Genomic DNA, 17699 nt, shown 5'->3' on the forward strand with positions numbered 1-17699 from the left:
ATGCAGTCCGGGCACCCGCAAAACGCCCGCCAGGCAAGCACGGCATGCGTGAAGCGGCCCGCGAGAGCCGGTCTTGGCCGGCCCGAGCTACGGACGATCGAAGCGCCTGAACCAGGCGACCGCATCGCCGTCCCGTTCCGCGGCACGACCGGTCAGGACGTGGTTCGCACCGTGGAATATCTTCAGTTCGTAGGGGTTGCCCGCCCGCATGAGGGCGCGGGCCATATCCAGCGCCTGGGTCGGCGGTACGGTTTGATCGTCCGCGCCATGCATGATCAGCACCGGCGCGTCGATGCGGTCGGCCCATCGCACCGGCGAGCGGGTCTCGACGATGCGTGCTTCCTCGCGGCCGAACTGCGGCCAGATGTTCGGAGCAAGGCTGCGACCGGGCGTGCCCGGGCCGATCAGGATCGAAAAATCCGCTGTCAGGCCATATACGGCGATGGCGCGCGCCGGGAAATGGCGACGCGCGGCGATCATGCTCATGATGGCACCGCGCGATTCGCCGTAAAGGAACAGGCGATCGGTATCGGCGTAGCCCAGCTCCTTCAGCACCGGCACGATATTGAAGATGTCATCGACGTCGGCGCCGCCCATCTCGTCATGGCCGGGCGCGCCGCCGCTGCCGCGAAGCATCGGCGCGATCACCAGGTACCCCTGCCCGGCCAGCCGGTGCGCCGGCATCAGAAACTCCGGCGAAAAATCATCGCGGACGTAACTGCCGCGGTTGAAAACGATCACGGGCAGCTTTTGCCCCTCGGGCACCGAACGTGGGCGATACAGGTACGCGTAGACCCGCAGGCCATCGCTGCTGTAGGTGACCCGTTCCATCACGAAGCGGGGGTCGTCCCGGGCCTCTCGGTAGGACTCGACGGTGGGCGCGTAGTGCTCGATGTGTTTGTAGTCGGCATAGCGTGGCAAGGTCACCGGCGCGAATTGCAGGCGTTCGGTCGACGCCGCGCGGGCCCGGTCGCCGGGCAGCAGCGCCAGCAACAGCAAGGTGATGAGCCCGATGCGGTATGCCATGGTTCGCTCCGACAGCGTGCGGGCAGGCCTCGGCGCCACATGGCTCCGGCCGTGTCTGATCTTTTAGGCTCAACCGTCGGGCGTCGCCATGCGCCGTTCGTCATGCATCGCCGTGGGTTGCGGCGCCCCCCCCCAACTTTCGCCCAATTTGATGCCCGCTGGACCCCGACCGGCTCGCCCCCGCTGCCTTCCTATTGCGCCAGCAACCGCTTCACTTCGGCGTCTTTCTCCGCCCACAGCGCATTGACCCATGCCTGGAAGCGCTCCCGGAAGGCCGGGTCGTTCTCGTAGTCGCCGCGCAGCCCCGAGCCGATGGCGCGCTGGCGGACATGCACGCGGATGTCGCGGATGCGTCCGGCGATGAGATCCATGAGGGACCCGGCGTCCTGCGCATAGACGATGGTGACATCGAGGATGGCGTGCAGGCCCTCGCCCATCGCGTCGAGCACGAACGCGACGCCACCGGCCTTGGGCCGCAGCAGGTGGCGATACGGCGAACCCTGCGCGTCGTGCTTGGCGCGGGTGAAACGCGTGCCCTCCACGAAGTTCATCACCGACACCGGCAGGTGGCGGAACTTTTCGCAGGCGCGGCGGGTGGTTTCACGGTCCTTGCCGGCAAGTTCCGGGCGCTTCGCCAGCGCCTCGCGGGAGTGCCGCTTCATGAAGGGAAAATCCAGCGCCCACCAGGCCGGGCCAAGCAACGGCACCCAGATCAGCTGGCTCTTGAGGAAAAAGCGCAGGAACGGGATGCGCCGGTTGAAGATCTTCTGCAGCACCGGAATGTCGACCCAGCTCTGGTGGTTGCAAAGCACCAGATAGTTGCCGTCGCGCTCGAGCCCCTCCACTCCCTCGATGTGCCAGCGGGTGCGGGTGAACAGGTCGAACAACGCGCTGTTGACCCCGATCCAGCTCTCCGCGATCGCCACCAGCGCGCGCGACAGCACCACGCGCGCGCCGTGCAACGGCAGCAACAGCTTCACGAGGGTGAGCGCGAACAGCACCACCACGTGCAGCACGGTGTTGACGATCAGCAGCAGGATGGCGAGCGGAACGCGCAGCAGCGCCGGAATCGAAGCGAACATGGACAAGGGGGCCGTCGTGGGGAGGCCGCAGCGTAGCGCGTGGACGCGAACGCCGCTTGACGAGCGTCAGCCATACGCAGAAGTGGCGGTGCGGCTGTCCCGCGCCGATCAGGCAGCGGTCGGTCCGGTCTGGCTGCCACGCGGCTTCACCATGCCGTGCTTGCGCAACAACGCACGCATCTGGTGATAGCTGAGGCCAAGCAGGGATGCGGCTTCGGCCTGGCTGTAGCGGGCCTGCGCAAGCGCGCGCCTGAGCAGGTCGACTTCGAGGCGGGCCGTTTCCGACTTCAGGTCGCAAGGGAGAGGGGCCGGTCTTTCAGGCGGCGCCACTGCGGGATCGCCGGGCTCGACCTCGACGGGCGGCCGGTAGGCGGAGGCGAAGGGATCGAACACGATGGCGTCGACCGGTTCGTCTACAACGCTGCGATGGACCGATCGCTCGACCGCATTTTTCAGTTCGCGCACGTTGCCCGGCCACGGGTAGCGGATCAACGCCGCACTGGCCGCCTCGGTGAAGCCGGCGAACAGTTCCCTGCCGAGCTCGCGACTGATGTCGAGGGCGAAGTGCTCGGCCAATTGCATGATGTCGCCCGTGCGCGCCCGCAACGGGGGCACGGTCAATACGTCGAAAGCCAGCCGGTCGAGCAGGTCCGCACGAAACTGCCCGGCACGCACCGCTGCCGGCATGTCCCCGTTGGTGGCCCCGACAATGCGCACGTCCACCGTCAACGTCTCGCTGCCGCCGACCCGTTCGAACTGGCCATACTCGACGGCGCGCAGGATCTTCTCCTGCACGCGCATGGAGACCGTGGCCAGTTCGTCGAGAAACAGCGTGCCACCGTGAGCCTGCTCGAAACGGCCGATGTGGCGGCGGGTGGCGCCCGTGAAGGCTCCCGCCTCATGGCCGAACAACTCGGTTTCGAGCAATGCCTCGGTCAGCGTCGCGCAGTTGAGCTTGACCAGCGGCGCTTCCCAGCGCGGCGACAGGTAGTGCAGTCGCGCGGCAATCAGCTCCTTGCCGGTACCGCGCTCGCCGATGACCAGCACGGGCTTGTTGACGGCGGCCACTCGCGAGGCATGCTCGAGCAGATCCAGGAACGCCGGCGACTCGCCCAGCATGGTCGTGGCCTGGCTGTCGAAGGACGCTGGATCTGGCATGGGGGCGCACTTGGATTCGGCACAGCGGCCGGAGAGAGATGCCTACGGCGAGAGCTGCATTGACTCGATCTTAGTGTATTTCACCAAATGTCAGTGAATTTCACTCAATAGAACGGGCCGCCATTAGACGGCTGAACGCCGTGTATTCTAGCGTATTCAATGACTTGACTCATGGAATCGCGCTTGGCACGCCATCTGCTTTATGGACTTCGTGGCCCTTCACTCACGAGGTAAAGCAGACATGGGCGTTTTTTCGAGAATGAGCGACATCATCAACTCCAACATCAACGCGATGCTGGACAAGGCTGAAGAGCCGGAAAAGGTGGTGCGGCTGATCATCCAGGAGATGGAAGACACGCTGGTCGAAGTCCGGTCGGCCGCGGCGCGCTCGCTCGCCGACCGCAAGGAGCTGGAGCGACGCATGGCCCACGCCGCGCGCGAGACCGATGAGTGGCAACGCCGGGCGGAGCTGGCCATCACCAAGGGGCGCGACGATCTGGCCAAGGCGGCACTTGCCGAAAAGAAGCATACGGAGAGCGCACAGGACGCCCTCAGGGAACATTACGACGAAGTCGAGCTCGGCCTGGCCAAACTCAACGACGATATCGCCGCGCTGCAAGCGAAGCTGGCCGATGCCAAGCACCGCCAGAATGCGCTCCAGGCCCGCCACCACACGGCCACTCACCGCCTGAAGGCGCGCAGCCGCACCCACGACGAGCGGATCAACAGCGCGCTGGGACGCTTCGAACACTACGAGCGCAAGCTCGAACACATGGAAGGCAAGGTCGATGCCTACGACCTGGGCAAACAGCATGACCTCCACCGCGAGTTCGCGGATCTGGAGACCGACGACCACGTCGAGGCCGAGCTGGCTGCGCTGAAGGAGCGGATGGCGTCGGCAAAGGCGGCCAACCGGGATTGAGCGCCACGAGCGCGCTTCGGGCGCCCAACCATGGCCAGCCCAGTCGCACCGCGGTGGCTGATTGGCCCACACACCGGGCGCTGACTGTGGACCTGACCCGCCACCGCGCGATGCGGCGAAGAGATGTTTTCGGATTTGCGAAACGCAGCCTTCCGGTGGATTCCCGCCGCGAAACGCTGGCGACCATCGGACAGGCACAACCATTCAACGGGAGGGACAAGGCATGAACGATTCACGGGACCGGTATCGCCCACGCCGGATGTATCGCAATTCGGAACGCGGCGTGATCCTGGGTGCATGCGCAGGACTTGCCGAATGTTTCGATTGGCCCGTGTGGCTGACTCGCGTCGGCGTGCTTGCCCTGGCCTGGCTCTTCCCGGTGAGCGTCGGGGTGGCCTATATCGTTGCCGGATCGATCATGCCGGAGCGACCGCTGCGCTATTGCGGCAAGGGTGACGAACGCAGCTTCTGGCAATCACGGCGCAACGGGGCGGGCGCATGAGATACGAACAGGACGGGCGCGCGCAGCGTCTTTATCGCGACCGGCGCGGCGGCAAGCTCATGGGCGTATGCGCTGGCCTGGCCGACTATGCCGGCTGCAACGTCACCGCCATCCGGGCCCTGGCGATCATCGCGTTGATCTGGTTCGGCGGACTGGCGCTGATCGCCTACCTCGCACTCGGCTTCATGCTGCCGACCGAGCGCGACGCGCTCTGCGATCGGAACACCGAAGAGGCTTACTGGCGCGCTGCAAGGCGTACGGCGGACGAGGTTTACTGCGACGCACGCCACCACGTTCGCGCACTGGACATGACGCGGCGTCACGGGGAAGGTTATGCCACTTCAAGTCAACACCATCTCGCCCAACAATTTCGCGATCTGGAAGATTAGGAATCAACGATGGAAAGCGGCCAATTCTTCATTCTCAGCATCATCATCGTCGTCTTTGGCGCCCGCATCTTCAGGGATCACCTGCGACTGAAACAGAGCCAGCCCCGCGAGAACCCGCATTACCAGGCGCGCATCGACACCCTGGAGCAGCGCGTGAGGACGCTCGAGCGCATCGTCACCGACAAGGGTTATGACCTCAAGCGGGAGTTCGACAAGCTGTAGCCCTGCCGGCAGCCAGCCTCCCGAGGATCATGTCGCCGTGGCCGGAACGGGCGACCTTCCGGACATCGAACCGTCATTGCGCCGGTGAGCGCCCCCGCAGCTCGGCGCGTTGCCGCGGCGTCAGGCCCGGCCTTCCTCCGCAGCGGCATCGCCGGCATGAAGATCGAGCGCGCTCGCGCCCGTATTCACCAACGGCACGAAATTGTCGTCCGGGGTCACTTCGCGCTTGCGGCGCGTGAAGCGATGGAACGCGTAGGCGGCAAGCGCGCCGTCGAGCACGGCGAACCACACGAACAGCAGTTTCGGGCCGAGCAGGCTCATGAGCGTACCCGCCAGCAGGGGACCGAGCGCGGAGCCGATGCCGTTGACCAGCAGCACCGTACTGGAGGCCGACAATAGCTCGTCGGCGTGCACGTAATCGACCAGGTGCGCCACGGCGATCGGGTACAACGTGAAGCTCATGCCGCCGAAGGCGAAGATCACCACCATCGCCGCGACGCCCTCGGCGCCGGGCAGAAACAGGTTGGTCAGCGCCGCCAGCGCGGCCACCGCACTGATCAGCGAAAGCGCCAGGCGCCGGTCGATGCGATCGGAAAACCGCCCCAGCGGCCATTGCAACACCACGCCGCCGGCAATGCCCACGCTCACGTACGTGCCGATGCCGCCGAGGTCCAGCCCGCGGGCCGCGGCATACACGGGCAACAACCCCCAGAACGCGCCGAGCGCCAGGCCGGAAAGCAACGCACTGACCAGCGCGGTCGGCGCCAGCCGGAACAGGTGTGCGATCTGCACCCGGGGTATCGAACGGATGTGCGGCTGCGGTTGGCGGCTCGTCACCACCGGCAGGCTGGCGGCGCAAAACAGGATCGCCACCACGCAGAACAGCACGAAGCCCTCGCCGCGGATGCGCAGCAACTGCTGCGCCGCCGCGCTGGCACCGAGATTCACCATCATGTACACCGCGAACACCGAGCTGCGATGCGCCGGATCGGCCGACGCGTTCAACCAGCTCTCGATGATCGCGTACAGGCCGACCAGCAACAGGCCCTGCAGCACGCGCAGCACCAACCACAAACCGTACGACGGTTCGAGCGCCTGCACCAGCACCACCAGCGTCACCAGCGCCGTGCAGAACGCGAACGTGCGGATGTGCCCGATGCGATGGGTGAGCCGCGGCACCGTGTACGTGCCGACCAGGAATCCGGCGTAATAGGCCGATGTCAGCACGCCGATCATCGCCACCGAGAAGCCGAGCGTCCGCCCCTCCAGCGCAATGTGGGTATGGAGCAGGCCGACCCCCATCAGCAGGAACACGGTGCTCAACAGCAGCGGCGTAGACGTGCGAAGGCTGGTCAGCATCGGCAGGCAGGCGGCGAAAGGGGCAATCGAAACAGCATACTGCCCCGGCCTGCCCCGCTCCGTGACGGCTTGCGGGCCGTGGACGACGGAAGGCGATGTGCGGCTCTACAAGAACGCCTTGGTTCGCGATCATGCGAAACGAATTCGGCTACGCAACCCCGGTGGTTCGTCAAGGCAGCTTGTGGCAACCGAGTATGGAGCCCGTCAGGCCGCGACTCGTCGCTCGAAATAGAAACCGAATGTGCTACGCCAACCAAGCGAGCCAAGCCCCTTCTTGGCGCCCGTTATGGAAAACGGCAAAACATCTCGCGCGGCCAGATTCGCTTCGCGACAACACGGCGACCAAGCGCTGGTACGAGCCCGGAAGCACCACCTCGTCGTCCTCAAGGCGGTCGCGCACAGCTTGCTCACGCTTGCTACCACCTACTTCACGAGGGCACGCATCCTTGGATTCGGTGCGCCCCGTCGGCTGATTCCATGGCGAGCGAAGGTCGGAACGCCCGAGGTGTGGCCCTCGAGCCTGCCCCTCCCCAAATGGTCGCGTCCCGCCGGCGCCCCACGTTGCGAGCAGGAACGCGCGAACTGACCACAACGTGTGAACCGCCGAGCCCGCGACTCCGTGCCGACTAGTTGAGAAGATGGAACCGCCTTCGGCCCGGCCCGCCACGAGCCGCTCAGCGCCGGCGATAACGCTGCATTTTCTCGGCGGTTCCGCAGGTTTCCATGGCGCACCAGCGGCGGCGCCCATTCTTGGTGGTGTCGAGGAACAGCCAACCGCAGGAGGTGGTGTTGGCGCAGCGGCGAAGGCGCGAGACGTTCGGACCGCCGAGCAGGTCGAGTGCGTCGAGCGCGATGCGCTTGAGGGGCAGTCGTGCATCGCGCGCATCGGCGCGCCAGTGCATCTGGCCGTCCGCACCCAGCGCCTGGCTGGCCCAGGCTTCGTGCAGCCAGCGATCGAGCCCGCGCACCGCCTCGGCCGGCGGCGACAAACCGTCGATCCGTGCAGCGAACAGCGCATGCAGGCACTCGCGCAGGGCAACCACCTCGCGCATCAACGCGGCTCGCGCGTGCACGGCACGCGGCGCGTGAACGCCATCGCCCGGACCCAGCGCGCCAGCGCGCTCGCTCCATGCGATGAAGCGCTGCGCGTCCTGCACGTAGTCCTCCACGTCCACGGCATAGCGGTCGTGGATGGTATTGACGAAGTCCAGGCACAGGCGCCCGCCGTCCAGCCGGGCGGCGGCAACCGATCGTGGCGTCGAAGGCGGATGCGTGGGCGACATGCGGTCCTGCTCGATACTCCGGCCCGGATCATGATTACCGTCTAAACGATCATAACTGGTAGCATGCCTGCCGACACAGGCGACGAGGCTCACGCATGATGCCCCAACCGGCTGCATCGACGGCACCAGCGAACGACCCGACACAACGCAGGTTGATGGCCGGCATCGGCATCGTGACGCTGCTGGTACTGGTGATCATGATCGCCGAGCTGGCCATCGGCGGCCGCCCCGATCCGGCGCCGCTTCGCGCCGCATCCACCTTGCTCGACGGTCCCTGGCGGTTCCACGTCGGCGACGATCCGGGCTGGGCGGCTCCGGACATGGAGGACAGCCGGTGGGAAACGATGGACATGACCGCCCCGGCAGGCAGCCATGACGGCGACGTGGGCCTGCCCGACTACGTGGGCGGGTGGATGGCGCACGGCCATCCGGGCTATCACGGCTACGCCTGGTATCGACGCACGGTCACGATTCCGGCCGGCGACGTGTCGTGGGCCATCCTCGGGCCGACGCTGGTCGAGGACGGCTACGAACTGTATTGGAACGGCCGGTTGCTGGGCGGTTCGGGTCGGCTTGGCCCCGACCCGCACCTGGTCGGCACGCGGCCGCTGCAGTTCGCCCTGCCCGCCGGCGCGGAGGGAACCACCGGCGTGCTCGCCATCCGCACCTATATGCTCCCCAGCTCCGCTACCAGCGCGGAAGGCGGCGGCATGCACACCCCGCCGATTCTCGCGCCGCAGCCCGCGGCCGATGCGCTTCACCGCGCGCAATGGCAGCGCACCATCGCCGGCTATATCGTCGACGCGGTGGAACCGGCGGCGATGCTGGCGCTCATCGGCCTGGCGCTGGTGTATGGGTCCCGCAGCCGCCACAAGGCGTTTCTGGCATTCGCCTGTGTCGCGCTGGCACTTACCGCGGCCAGGCGCCTCAACAATGCGATCGTCTCGTGGACCGACCTGCAGGATCTGACCACGTACGTCTGGCTTGCGTCGGTGATGTGGATCCCGATGATCAGCGCCTGGCTGCTGGCCTGGAACCGCTGGTGCCGGCCCGCGTGGCGGAGCATCGATGTGCTGGCCGTCGCGTTGGGCATCGCCGGCATCGTCGGCGTCCTGGGCCACCAGGCGACCTGGACGAGCGTCAGCCGCCTGGGCTCGATCGCACTGTTCGTCGTGATCGCCGTACGCATCGCCCGCAGCGGCCCGATGCGTGTCCTAGCGCTCGCCGCGCTGGCCTCGATCGTCGCCGCACTGTTCGGCGCCGAACTGCTCGCCCCCCTCGGCGTGCCGGGCATCTGGTTCCCGTTCAACATCGGCGTGTCCCGCACGCAGTACATCTACGCGATCAGCATCCCGCTGCTGGCCTTCCTGCTCGTGCGGGACCTGTCGCCACGCGGCGCGCGGGCGCAAGAAGAGATGGCGCCAGCGGAGGCCGGCGCGCTGGCCGACCTCCGGTAGGCCGCGCGGCAAGCCAACTGCACGCACGCGCCCGTCGTCGCGGATCCCGTACCGCCGATCACCATCAGGCCGGACGATCCGGGCGTGGTCGAAAGACAACTGCCACATTCTTTTCGACCCGAGCTCGATCAGGTCGACGAGGCCGGCAACTACATGGGCAACCGTGTGTGGATCGTGGATACGCGAACCCACGCGATCACCAAGGTGGCCCGCGGCGAGCCCACGGCGACGAGCTGGTACGAACCGTAACAGCGAGCACCTTGAACGGCAGGTTGCCAGGGAAGGCACCTGGCCTGCCTCTGCCGAAGGCGGCCAAAAGGCCAGATGGCGTGACCGAGCCCGGGTTCGTTCCCGCCCCTTTTTTGGATGGCCCGGTTGCGCTCAGGCGCGCGCCAGATACACCGACTGCGTGAACGGCCGGCCCAGCAGCGGATTGTCGAACGTCACCGACTCGGCCCAGGCCTCGGCGAACACGCCAGCCAGCCGCTCGGTGAAGGCAGGGTCGGGGCGGTCGTTGGACCACAACCCGAAGATACCGCCGGGCTTGAGATGCCGGCTTAGCGCGTGCAGACCCTCGGGCCGATAGAAGCTGGTGCTGCGCGCGTCCAGCAGCGCCTCGGGCGAATGGTCGATGTCGAGCAGGATGGCGTCGAAAAGCCGGCCCGGCCGGCGCGTGTCGAAACCCTCGGCCGACGCGGCGAGGGCAAAGAAATCGTCCTGCACGAAACTGCAGCGCGGATCACCCGTCAGCCCCGGGCCCAGCGGCAGCAAGCCGCTGCGGTGCCAGGCGATCACCGGATCGAGATACTCCACTACCGCCATCGACGCCACGCGCGCGTCCTCCAGCACGGTGCGCGCGGTGTATCCCAGGCCCAGGCCGCCGACCACCACGTCCAGTGCGTCGCCGTCCCGTGCCGCCAGCCCCAACCGCGCCAACGCCTCTTCCGATGCGGTGAACAGACTGGACATGAGGTATTCGTCGCCCAGCTTGATCTCGTAGACCTCGCGCTTGAGCGTCAGCTCCATGCGATGGCGCAGGCTGACCGGCCCGATCGGCGTGGGGCAGTACGCGAGTTCTTCGAACAGGGGATGCATGGAAGCGGCCAATGCCGTGAGCGCCTTGCAGCATAGATGATCGGTCGCGGTCGCTCACCAAGGGGGCAGCAGCGCCGGGCCAGGCTCTGAGCAGGCCGGCGGGATCAGCGTCGACTTTCCCGGCAAAGTGCATGCTGGCCTCGGCCTTTGACGGGAATTGAGTGAACCCCGCCTCGTTTCGCGCCAATGGGACACGCCACCCGTTGCTGCATTGTTGACTTGGCCATCACGCCATCGGATGGTCCGGAAACGGCAGCAGCTTGACGTCGGCGGTCCGCCGAACAGAGCGCCGTGGCCCTCCCCTTACCGGAGCATCGATGGTGAAGACCCGCTTCCTGATCGCCGCACCCGCCCTGCTCGCCCTTGCCGCCTGCCAGACCATCGGCAAGCTCACCGTCCACGATTACACCGCCGCCAACGGCGAACACGTGATGATCGGCCAGGCGGCACCCGACAGCGCCTACCAGTGCAGGCCCATCACCCGCGAGAAGGAAGCCTGGGGCCTGACCGCAAACATGGACGAGGCGGCCGCGATGGAGCGCATGCGTGAGGTGGCGCTCGAGAAGATGCCCGAGAAGCACGCCAACTACGGCTACCTCATCAAGCCCGGCAACACCAGCGTCATGGGCTTCAACGTCAATGCGTTCGACGATGCAGAGATCGCCTACTACCGCTGCGACGCACTGCCCTCGTCAAAGTAAACATCTGCCCGGCGCCGCTGCAGGCCTTCATCTGCCAGGCGCAAAGGGAACGGAGGGGATCAGGCCCGATTCAATTTCCTCCGTTCCCTTTTATCGATTCCTCAGTCGCAGCCGGACCGCTCCACGGACCAGGTCACGTTCTGGACCTTCCACTGCCCGGCCTCGCGCACCAGATCGAAATGCTGGTAGCCGCAGTGCGCCACCTTGCCGTCGACCGCGAAGCTGTAGCGCCCCCAGACCACCGCCATGCCTCCCCGCACCCGCACCAGCGGATCGTGCATGCGCTCTTCGTAGCGTTCCGGCCCGGGCGTCGCCTCGGCATAGGCGCCGAGGGCAACATTGCGCACATCCACACGGCCGTCGTCTTGGTGGAAGAGCACGGTGGCCGTTCCGCTCTGCCGCAGGTACCGGCGTGTGCCATCTTCGTCACGGGCGGAGACCGCCGCGAGCATAGCATCCACGACATCCAGCACGGCCTGCTCGTCGATCGCGCGTGGCGCGGCAGGCGAGGGAGCAGCGACCACTTGAAGGGTCATCGCAAGGATCACGAAAGCGGAGGCAAGTACGGAGCGCGTGGGCATAGCGGTTACCGGGTAGGCCAAGCTCGTCGTTCGGCCGGCTTGTTTATTTCGCTCAGCCGGGCAGCTGATCGAACTGCGGCAGGCCGTCGGTGATGGAAAACCAGGGCGCTTTCGACCCACAGTAGATGTGCAGCTCCGGCGTACGGGTGGGCGCCTCGTCCAGTATCCCCAGGCGAACGACGTACCGGTCCAGCTGCAGCTTGTGCGAGAACAGGCTCGATCCGCACTGCCCGCAGAACGCCAGCTCGGTCTGCCCGGACTTGCGGTATCGGCTTATCCGCTCTTCGCCAGCAGTAACCTTCAAGTCGGTGGCGGCAACCATCCCGCCGGAGGCGAATGCCGACCCCGTCCACTTGCGGCACTCCGAGCAGTGGCAGTAGCCCAGGAAGGTGAAGCGGTCGGCGACCTCGATAGTGACCTCACCGCACAGGCACGAACCCTTGAGCGTTTTCATCCGGACCTCGAGCGCAAGAAGAAGCGGAGTCTAGCGAAGATGGGTCCGAGGGGGTTCCTGGTTGAGGGGCGCGCGCGGCGGCCGATCGCTCGGGCCGGGTTGGAAGGATCGCTGTTGCAGGCTTTGATCAACAAGGACCGACGAAAAACTCGGGCCATCTCACTCCGCCCCCTTAAGTTGTTATTCCGGCGCTCCGTCCCTTATTCCGACGCCGTCTAGTCCCGGACTTCGCCCCCTTTGGTCCGGGTTCAACGAAACGGCCGCTTATTTCCAGGGCAACGCGGCCGCGCCGTTCGCCGGGGCGCCGACCACGTACCAGCCGATCGGGTAGCTCCAGAGCATCGGCACAGGCATCGGGCCCGAGCCCGTGTCGCCAGGGAGCGGCACGCCGCGGGTGCCCAGCTGGTGTGCCGTCCGGTCCAGCTCGTACAGGCCCGTACCGGCATGCGTTCCGGACACGATCAGGTAGCCTGCCGAGACCGCACGCTCAGCCGCAACGTAGCCTGTCCACAACGTGTATGCAGTGCGTCCGGTCTGGCGACCCAGGCCATCGAAATTGCGATAGACGGCGCCGCCGAATGCTGCACCCGTGTCGTCGCGCCGCTCGAACTGAATGTTCGTGCCGGCGACACCGCCTCCGATCGCCCAGACGTGGCCGATATCCAGGTCGCCCCCATGGGCGAACGCCGACGTCAGGTCGTAGCTGCGAAATCCGGGCGGCGCGCTATCCCAGACGTAGAGGTCGTTCATCGGGCTGGTCCAGAGGATGCTGAGCCGTTTGCCGGGGGTGTAGTAGCCGATCCCGATCGGGTAGTAGCCGCAGGCGACGGACATGACACGGGCTGCCTTGCGCGTCGCGCCCCGCATGAGCCAATAGCCGAACTGGCAATCGGACGGATCCAGCCACAAGAGGTCGTCGTAGCCGTCCCCATCCAGATCACCTGCGCCGACCAGTTGCCAGGCATCGGGGTAACTACCGATCCGGGTCGAGCGCCACTTGCCCGCGCGATTGTTGGTCCACAGCCACAGATCGCGCGAGGCGCTGGTGAACACCAGATCGGCGTACCCGTCGCCCGTCAGGTCGCCCGCCGCGCCAACCAGATAGCCAGGCGTCACGCTGTAGGTGTGCGCGCCGACCCGACTGGCCGGTGGATCGCCGTCCGGGTTGGCCCGCATGGGCCAATACCCGACCTGGCTCGTCGTCGGGTTGAACCAGAGCAGGTCCGAGGTGCCGTCCCCGTTGAAGTCGCCCGGCACACGCGAACTGCCAGGAATCGGCGTGGTCGCCTGAAGGGCCGGCAGCGTCTCGAAGGCGATCCTCGGCGAATAATGTCCATTGACAGGATCAACGGTGATGGTCGCGGTCGCCGTCGCCCAGACCGGGCCGTAATAGGCGCGGAACACGAACGAATCCTTGCCTGCGTAGCCCACGTCGGGAACGTAGACGGCGACATTGTCTCTCAGGGTCACATGGCCGTGCGCCGGCGGGGTCACCAGGTCGAAGTCGCTGTCCGGGATCGTGCTGTGGAGCTGGATCCACACCTGACCACCCCCGCTGTTCGCGGTGACCGGCCCGGTCGCGATCGAATCGTACAAATGGACGAAACGCACGCCGCCTGTGACCGCCACCATCAGTATCTGGCCGTCCGGCGAGATGCGGGTCCGCCCCTGCCCGTAGGCCCAATTTCCCGTATGGTCGAAGGTGTCATTGAAGTTGTAGCTCCCGAGCAGTTGCATCGTCTGCATGTCGTAGACGCGCACGTCGCTCGATTCGGCCCAAGGAAAATAGGCCCTGGGCCTGACCGGGTCGTAGGCCACACCCGTCGGCTGGCCCGCGGCATATTCGCCGAGCGTCGCCGTCTTCTGGTACTGCGAGTCGTACACGAACGTACCGTCGTAGGTCGGTAGGGCGAACTGGGTGCCGTACGGGTTGGCCGCGATCTCGAAGTTGAACCACGAGGTGCCGTCGGTGTAGCCCTCGCGCCGCACGATCTGGCCAGTCCCCGGGTAGTACACGCCCCACGGACCATCGGAACTGTTCGACTCGGCGAAGGCGATCGCCGAGCGGTCTGCGCTCGCCGACAGCATGGTGGCCTGATTCACCGAGGCGAGCGTCGTCCATTGCAGCGTGGCCAGGTCGAGCCGCCGCATCGACACCCACCCGGACCCCACGAACAGCGAGGTCGTCAACAACCCGCCATCCCCGGTGAAGGCGACCGAGTAGGTGCCGACCTCGCCGACCATGTTCGTCCCGTCGACGGGGAACGTCACCTTCCTGTCAGTGAGCGTGGCGAGGTTGACCAGGTGGACCCATGCCGTCGGTGCCATGCCGGACCCATCCCCGACGGCAAGCGTGTTGCAGTCCGGCGAGATGTCGAGCCCGTAGAGTCGCCCACCCAGCACGATCGGCGCGAGCAGGCGCTGGTTTGTCACGTCGTAGCGCAACACCCGGTCGCCGTTGGCGATGTAGATGACGTTGCGCGCATGGTCGAACACCATGTCCGTGCGTTTCGCCGCGGCGATGAACGTGCCATCCGCACGGGCGACCCCGGCCCCGGCGCCGAGCGAAAGAAGAAATACCGCGACCCAGCCCCTGATCCAACGATGCATGTCCCGCTCCCTGCCGCCGGAGCATCGGCGCCCCCCATGGGCGAGCTCGGCGGCGAGCCATGGTAATGCGAACTTGGGCCGGCGCCATGGGGAGGGTTAGAAAACAGGTGGCGGGACGACTTAACTTCCTCCGTCCCCTTTATCCGATGCCCCCAACTTGATCGTCAGCTCACGGGATCCTGTGCAGAGCAAGGGTGTCCGGCGCAACCCGCTTCGATCTTTCCGCGAGTCACAACCCAGCACACCAGCGCCAGCAGGCTGACCATCGTGCCCAAGATACACACACCATTCCAGCCGCCATAAGCAAATATGGCCGTGGTGCCGAGTGCCCCCAGCCCGCTTCCGGCAGCGTAGAAAAGCATGTAAAGGCCAACCAGTCGGCTGTGCGCCTCGGGCCGGGCACGGAGGATCATGCTCTGGTTGGTGACGTGCAGCGCCTGGCCGCCCATATCCAGGAGCAGGATGCCCAGGAGCAGCAGCCACAGGGACCTCGGCATGAGCGACAAGGGCCACCAGGCCAGCAGCAACAGCAGCAACGCCGCGGCGCTGGTGCGCTCGCCCAAGCCCCGATCGGCCCAATGTCCCGCCCGCGAAGCAGCGAGCGCTCCGACGGCACCCACCAGCCCGAAGGCTCCGATGACGGTGTGAGAGAAGCCGTAAGGCGGTGCACTCAGCGGCAAGACCAAGGCGCTCCAGAAGATATTGAAGACGGCCCACATGAGCAGCGCCAGGATGCCCCGGACCCTGAGCGTTCGCTCCTCCCGCAGCAGCGTAAGCATGGACCCAAGCAGCCATAGGTAGCTTTTGCGGCTGCGGTTGGAAGGTTCTGGCGGCAGCCACCTCCACAGCGGGAACGCAAGCACCAGCATCAGCGTGGCGGAAGCGATATAGACAGCGCGCCACCCGGCCAGATCATTCACGCCGCCAGCAAAAACGCGTGCCAGTAGCAGCCCCAGGAACACACCGCTTTGGGTGGTGCCAACGACACGCCCCCGGTCGACGGGCGCGGCGGCACTAGCGGCATACGAGATCAACCCTTGCGTCATCGCCGTGCCCATCAGGCCGACGCCGAGCATTCCCGCCAGCAATACCCCCGGCGACTGTGCCGCGGCCACGACGGCCAGCGCCAAGACCAGGCTCCAAAGTTGCCACGCCATCAGGCGTCGTCGATCGAGGAGATCGCCCAGCGGAACAAGAAACACCAGAGCCATGCCACAGCCAATCTGTGTCGCTGTTATGACCAGGCCGATAGCTGCGCGACTGATGGCGAAATCATGGGCAAGCCGGTCCAACAGGGGCTGGGCGTAGTACACGTTAGCGACGCTCAGGCCTGCGGCCATGGCGAACAACAGCCTTGTACCGCGGCCCAGCGACCTCGACAGCATCCCGGAAGCGCTCATGGACGACCCATCTGGTTGCAAATAAAAACTTGTTTGCATGGTAGCTAACTGGTTTTAAAGTGCAACCGACATAAGCCGACGATCGTGACCGCCATGCCTCGCCACAAGACGCCCAGCGCCGACACATGCCCCGTGGCCCGCAGCCTCGACGTGATCGGAGATCGATGGATCTTGCTGGTGATACGCGATGCCTTTGATGGCATCCAGCGCTTTGGCGATTTCCAGCGCAGCCTTGGCGTGGCGCGGAATATCCTCTCCGATCGCCTGCGCCGGCTGGTCGAGGCAGGCGTCCTGAGGGCTCGGCCCGCGTCGGACGGTAGTGCCTATCAGGAATACGTGCTTACAGCGATGGGCAGGGGCCTGTTCCCCGTTGTCGTCGCGTTGAGGCAATGGGGGGAAAGGCACCTGTTTGAAAACGGTGAACGCCACTCCCTGCTGGTCCACAAGCACTCGCGCAAGCCCGTACCGTTCATGGCACCTCGCGGCCAGAAAGGCATGGTGCTGTCAGCCGAGCAGACGGAAGTACAAAAGGTGCCGTAACCCGTGGCGCAACCCGACTTCGTCCCAGACGGCAACGATCGAAGCATGCCGGGCCAACGCCAGGCGCCCATGGATGGGCTGCAGCTCCGACGTGTCTCCCGATCGACCGGTCGCCCGGCGTTTAGTGCCGAAGAGAACGCGCGATGGGGCCGGAGCCGTAAGCGACTGGGGTGCTCGGTACTCTCATATGGCGCTTTGGCCCCGACAAAAGCGTTCACTCAGCCGGGCAGCTGATCGAACTGCGGCAGGCCGTCGGTGATGGTGAACACGAATTGATGGGCTGCGACCCCATTAATTCCATTAATTCATCAAATGCTAATTAGGTCAACGCCAGGTCAGCTGCGCGAGTCCTGCGCCGAACGATCCACGCGCGAAGGAATAGATTAATGGCAACGCTATCGACAATGGATTTCGTCGCGCTCGGATCCCTATGCGGCGGCATCATCATTACAATTTTTAACAAGGGCATCACCGACGGCGCCAGAAACGGCGCAGCCCGGTTTGCGTGGTTCTTAGTAGGTACAGCTATCGGGTTGTACGCCTATGGCGCGGTCGGCGGCATGTTGTATGCGCTCAGTACCGGGGATGTCGCAGCGAACCATAGAGGCGGCGGTAGCGTCTCGTTTCATCGTAACGAACATCCGCTACTGTTCTGGATCACATTTCTCGGACTAAGTGCGGGTACAGGCGCAATCACCTGTCTATCGCTGACGTGTTTTTGGAAGGCCCTAAAAAGGGGTTGAAACTTTATCTTTTCAACGTGGCTGAATGATGGATATTGGATTTCGAATTAGGGAAACTCTGATTTTGCCCCGCTGTCCAAGCGAGGGCCTCCGCCCACCGAGCGTAACCGATGCCCGACCAATTGACCCTGGCCAGCCAAGCCGACGGCAGTTTCGAAGTACACCGCAAGCCGAC

19 protein-coding genes are annotated in these 17699 nt (G+C 65.6%); 9 read left to right on the forward strand and 10 right to left on the reverse strand.

Annotated features, from left to right (window positions below; translation table 11 throughout):
* Positions 1-87 precede the first annotated feature (87 nt).
* From OSC30_RS12855 to pspF, 3 genes are all read right to left on the reverse strand, one after another.
* Entirely contained in the window at positions 88-999 is a 912-nt protein-coding gene (locus tag OSC30_RS12855; protein ID WP_267172259.1) for an alpha/beta hydrolase family protein, read from the reverse strand.
* A 218-nt stretch (positions 1000-1217) separates the two neighbouring features.
* The gene (locus OSC30_RS12860; RefSeq protein WP_267172260.1) at positions 1218-2108 is read right to left on the reverse strand and encodes an acyltransferase; all 891 of its coding nucleotides are present in this window, start codon (positions 2106-2108) and stop codon (positions 1218-1220) included.
* A gap of 108 nt (positions 2109-2216) precedes the next feature.
* A complete protein-coding gene (pspF, locus tag OSC30_RS12865; protein ID WP_267172261.1) occupies positions 2217-3266 on the reverse strand; it encodes a phage shock protein operon transcriptional activator in 1050 nt (349 codons plus the stop codon).
* A 241-nt stretch (positions 3267-3507) separates the two neighbouring features.
* On the opposite strand from pspF, the gene pspA reads away from it, so the two are divergent.
* The 4 genes from pspA to OSC30_RS12885 all read left to right on the forward strand — a co-directional run bounded on the left by pspA (position 3508) and on the right by OSC30_RS12885 (position 5301).
* The gene (pspA, locus tag OSC30_RS12870) at positions 3508-4188 is read left to right on the forward strand and encodes a phage shock protein PspA (protein ID WP_267172262.1); all 681 of its coding nucleotides are present in this window, start codon (positions 3508-3510) and stop codon (positions 4186-4188) included.
* Positions 4189-4411: 223 nt separating this feature from the next.
* Positions 4412-4690: a PspC domain-containing protein gene (locus tag OSC30_RS12875; protein WP_267172263.1), complete on the forward strand. Its 279-nt coding sequence runs from the start codon at positions 4412-4414 to the stop codon at positions 4688-4690.
* The gene (locus OSC30_RS12880; protein ID WP_267172264.1) at positions 4687-5079 is read left to right on the forward strand and encodes a PspC domain-containing protein; all 393 of its coding nucleotides are present in this window, start codon (positions 4687-4689) and stop codon (positions 5077-5079) included. The genes OSC30_RS12875 and OSC30_RS12880 overlap by 4 nt, the downstream gene beginning before the upstream one ends.
* 9 nt (positions 5080-5088) lie before the next feature.
* On the forward strand, positions 5089-5301 hold the full coding sequence (locus OSC30_RS12885; RefSeq protein ID WP_267172265.1) for a hypothetical protein: 213 nt from the start codon (positions 5089-5091) through the stop codon (positions 5299-5301).
* Positions 5302-5421: 120 nt separating this feature from the next.
* Here OSC30_RS12885 and OSC30_RS12890 read toward each other — a convergent pair whose 3' ends face one another.
* Positions 5422-6660 carry an MFS transporter gene (locus tag OSC30_RS12890; RefSeq protein ID WP_267172266.1) on the reverse strand — a complete coding sequence of 413 codons (1239 nt, stop codon included), beginning with the start codon at positions 6658-6660 and terminating at the stop codon, positions 5422-5424.
* 674 nt (positions 6661-7334) lie between these two features.
* A complete protein-coding gene (locus OSC30_RS12895; RefSeq protein ID WP_267172267.1) occupies positions 7335-7943 on the reverse strand; it encodes a CGNR zinc finger domain-containing protein in 609 nt (202 codons plus the stop codon).
* 155 nt (positions 7944-8098) lie between these two features.
* On the opposite strand from OSC30_RS12895, the gene OSC30_RS12900 reads away from it, so the two are divergent.
* Positions 8099-9400 carry a glycoside hydrolase family 2 gene (locus OSC30_RS12900; protein ID WP_267172268.1) on the forward strand — a complete coding sequence of 434 codons (1302 nt, stop codon included), beginning with the start codon at positions 8099-8101 and terminating at the stop codon, positions 9398-9400.
* A gap of 84 nt (positions 9401-9484) precedes the next feature.
* Positions 9485-9649, forward strand: coding sequence for a hypothetical protein (locus tag OSC30_RS12905; protein WP_267172269.1), 165 nt, complete (start codon positions 9485-9487; stop codon positions 9647-9649).
* Positions 9650-9781: 132 nt separating this feature from the next.
* Here OSC30_RS12905 and OSC30_RS12910 read toward each other — a convergent pair whose 3' ends face one another.
* Positions 9782-10495: a polyamine aminopropyltransferase gene (locus OSC30_RS12910; protein WP_267172270.1), complete on the reverse strand. Its 714-nt coding sequence runs from the start codon at positions 10493-10495 to the stop codon at positions 9782-9784.
* Positions 10496-10812: 317 nt separating this feature from the next.
* Between OSC30_RS12910 and OSC30_RS12915 the strand changes: the two genes are divergently transcribed.
* Positions 10813-11196, forward strand: a complete 384-nt coding sequence (locus OSC30_RS12915; RefSeq protein WP_267172271.1) for a hypothetical protein — start codon at positions 10813-10815, stop codon at positions 11194-11196.
* A gap of 101 nt (positions 11197-11297) precedes the next feature.
* On the opposite strand, the gene OSC30_RS12920 is transcribed toward OSC30_RS12915, so the two are convergent.
* From OSC30_RS12920 to OSC30_RS12935, 4 genes are all read right to left on the reverse strand, one after another.
* Positions 11298-11777, reverse strand: a complete 480-nt coding sequence (locus OSC30_RS12920) for a nuclear transport factor 2 family protein (RefSeq protein WP_267172272.1) — start codon at positions 11775-11777, stop codon at positions 11298-11300.
* 52 nt (positions 11778-11829) lie between these two features.
* Positions 11830-12231 (reverse strand): GFA family protein, encoded by a 402-nt coding sequence (locus OSC30_RS12925; RefSeq protein ID WP_267172273.1) that lies wholly within the window; start codon positions 12229-12231, stop codon positions 11830-11832.
* 264 nt (positions 12232-12495) lie between these two features.
* On the reverse strand, positions 12496-14841 hold the full coding sequence (locus OSC30_RS12930) for an FG-GAP repeat domain-containing protein (protein ID WP_267172274.1): 2346 nt from the start codon (positions 14839-14841) through the stop codon (positions 12496-12498).
* A gap of 164 nt (positions 14842-15005) precedes the next feature.
* Positions 15006-16241 (reverse strand): MFS transporter, encoded by a 1236-nt coding sequence (locus tag OSC30_RS12935; protein ID WP_267172275.1) that lies wholly within the window; start codon positions 16239-16241, stop codon positions 15006-15008.
* Between the two features lie 93 nt (positions 16242-16334).
* On the opposite strand from OSC30_RS12935, the gene OSC30_RS12940 reads away from it, so the two are divergent.
* Positions 16335-16781, forward strand: a complete 447-nt coding sequence (locus tag OSC30_RS12940) for a winged helix-turn-helix transcriptional regulator (protein ID WP_267172276.1) — start codon at positions 16335-16337, stop codon at positions 16779-16781.
* A 386-nt stretch (positions 16782-17167) separates the two neighbouring features.
* Complete coding sequence (locus OSC30_RS12945; RefSeq protein ID WP_267172277.1) at positions 17168-17524, forward strand: hypothetical protein; 357 nt, start codon at positions 17168-17170, stop codon at positions 17522-17524.
* The last annotated feature ends 175 nt before the right edge of the window (positions 17525-17699 follow it).

This window comes from Frateuria hangzhouensis (assembly GCF_026410505.1).
Classification (GTDB): Bacteria; Pseudomonadota; Gammaproteobacteria; order Xanthomonadales; family Rhodanobacteraceae; genus Frateuria_A; species Frateuria_A hangzhouensis.

What these genes read in the sequence shown, in the direction of transcription:
- OSC30_RS12860 (WP_267172260.1), bottom strand. Translation starts at nt 2,108, where the DNA reads ATGTTCGCTTCGATTCCGGCGCTGCTGCGCGTTCCGCTCGCCATCCTG.
- pspF (WP_267172261.1), bottom strand. Translation starts at nt 3,266, where the DNA reads ATGCCAGATCCAGCGTCCTTCGACAGCCAGGCCACGACCATGCTGGGC.
- pspA (WP_267172262.1), top strand. Translation starts at nt 3,508, where the DNA reads ATGGGCGTTTTTTCGAGAATGAGCGACATCATCAACTCCAACATCAAC.
- OSC30_RS12875 (WP_267172263.1), top strand. Translation starts at nt 4,412, where the DNA reads ATGAACGATTCACGGGACCGGTATCGCCCACGCCGGATGTATCGCAAT.
- OSC30_RS12880 (WP_267172264.1), top strand. Translation starts at nt 4,687, where the DNA reads ATGAGATACGAACAGGACGGGCGCGCGCAGCGTCTTTATCGCGACCGG.
- OSC30_RS12885 (WP_267172265.1), top strand. Translation starts at nt 5,089, where the DNA reads ATGGAAAGCGGCCAATTCTTCATTCTCAGCATCATCATCGTCGTCTTT.
- OSC30_RS12890 (WP_267172266.1), bottom strand. Translation starts at nt 6,660, where the DNA reads ATGCTGACCAGCCTTCGCACGTCTACGCCGCTGCTGTTGAGCACCGTG.
- OSC30_RS12895 (WP_267172267.1), bottom strand. Translation starts at nt 7,943, where the DNA reads ATGTCGCCCACGCATCCGCCTTCGACGCCACGATCGGTTGCCGCCGCC.
- OSC30_RS12900 (WP_267172268.1), top strand. Translation starts at nt 8,099, where the DNA reads ATGGCCGGCATCGGCATCGTGACGCTGCTGGTACTGGTGATCATGATC.
- OSC30_RS12910 (WP_267172270.1), bottom strand. Translation starts at nt 10,495, where the DNA reads ATGCATCCCCTGTTCGAAGAACTCGCGTACTGCCCCACGCCGATCGGG.
- OSC30_RS12915 (WP_267172271.1), top strand. Translation starts at nt 10,813, where the DNA reads ATGGTGAAGACCCGCTTCCTGATCGCCGCACCCGCCCTGCTCGCCCTT.
- OSC30_RS12920 (WP_267172272.1), bottom strand. Translation starts at nt 11,777, where the DNA reads ATGCCCACGCGCTCCGTACTTGCCTCCGCTTTCGTGATCCTTGCGATG.
- OSC30_RS12925 (WP_267172273.1), bottom strand. Translation starts at nt 12,231, where the DNA reads ATGAAAACGCTCAAGGGTTCGTGCCTGTGCGGTGAGGTCACTATCGAG.
- OSC30_RS12930 (WP_267172274.1), bottom strand. Translation starts at nt 14,841, where the DNA reads ATGCATCGTTGGATCAGGGGCTGGGTCGCGGTATTTCTTCTTTCGCTC.
- OSC30_RS12935 (WP_267172275.1), bottom strand. Translation starts at nt 16,241, where the DNA reads ATGAGCGCTTCCGGGATGCTGTCGAGGTCGCTGGGCCGCGGTACAAGG.
- OSC30_RS12940 (WP_267172276.1), top strand. Translation starts at nt 16,335, where the DNA reads ATGCCTCGCCACAAGACGCCCAGCGCCGACACATGCCCCGTGGCCCGC.
- OSC30_RS12945 (WP_267172277.1), top strand. Translation starts at nt 17,168, where the DNA reads ATGGCAACGCTATCGACAATGGATTTCGTCGCGCTCGGATCCCTATGC.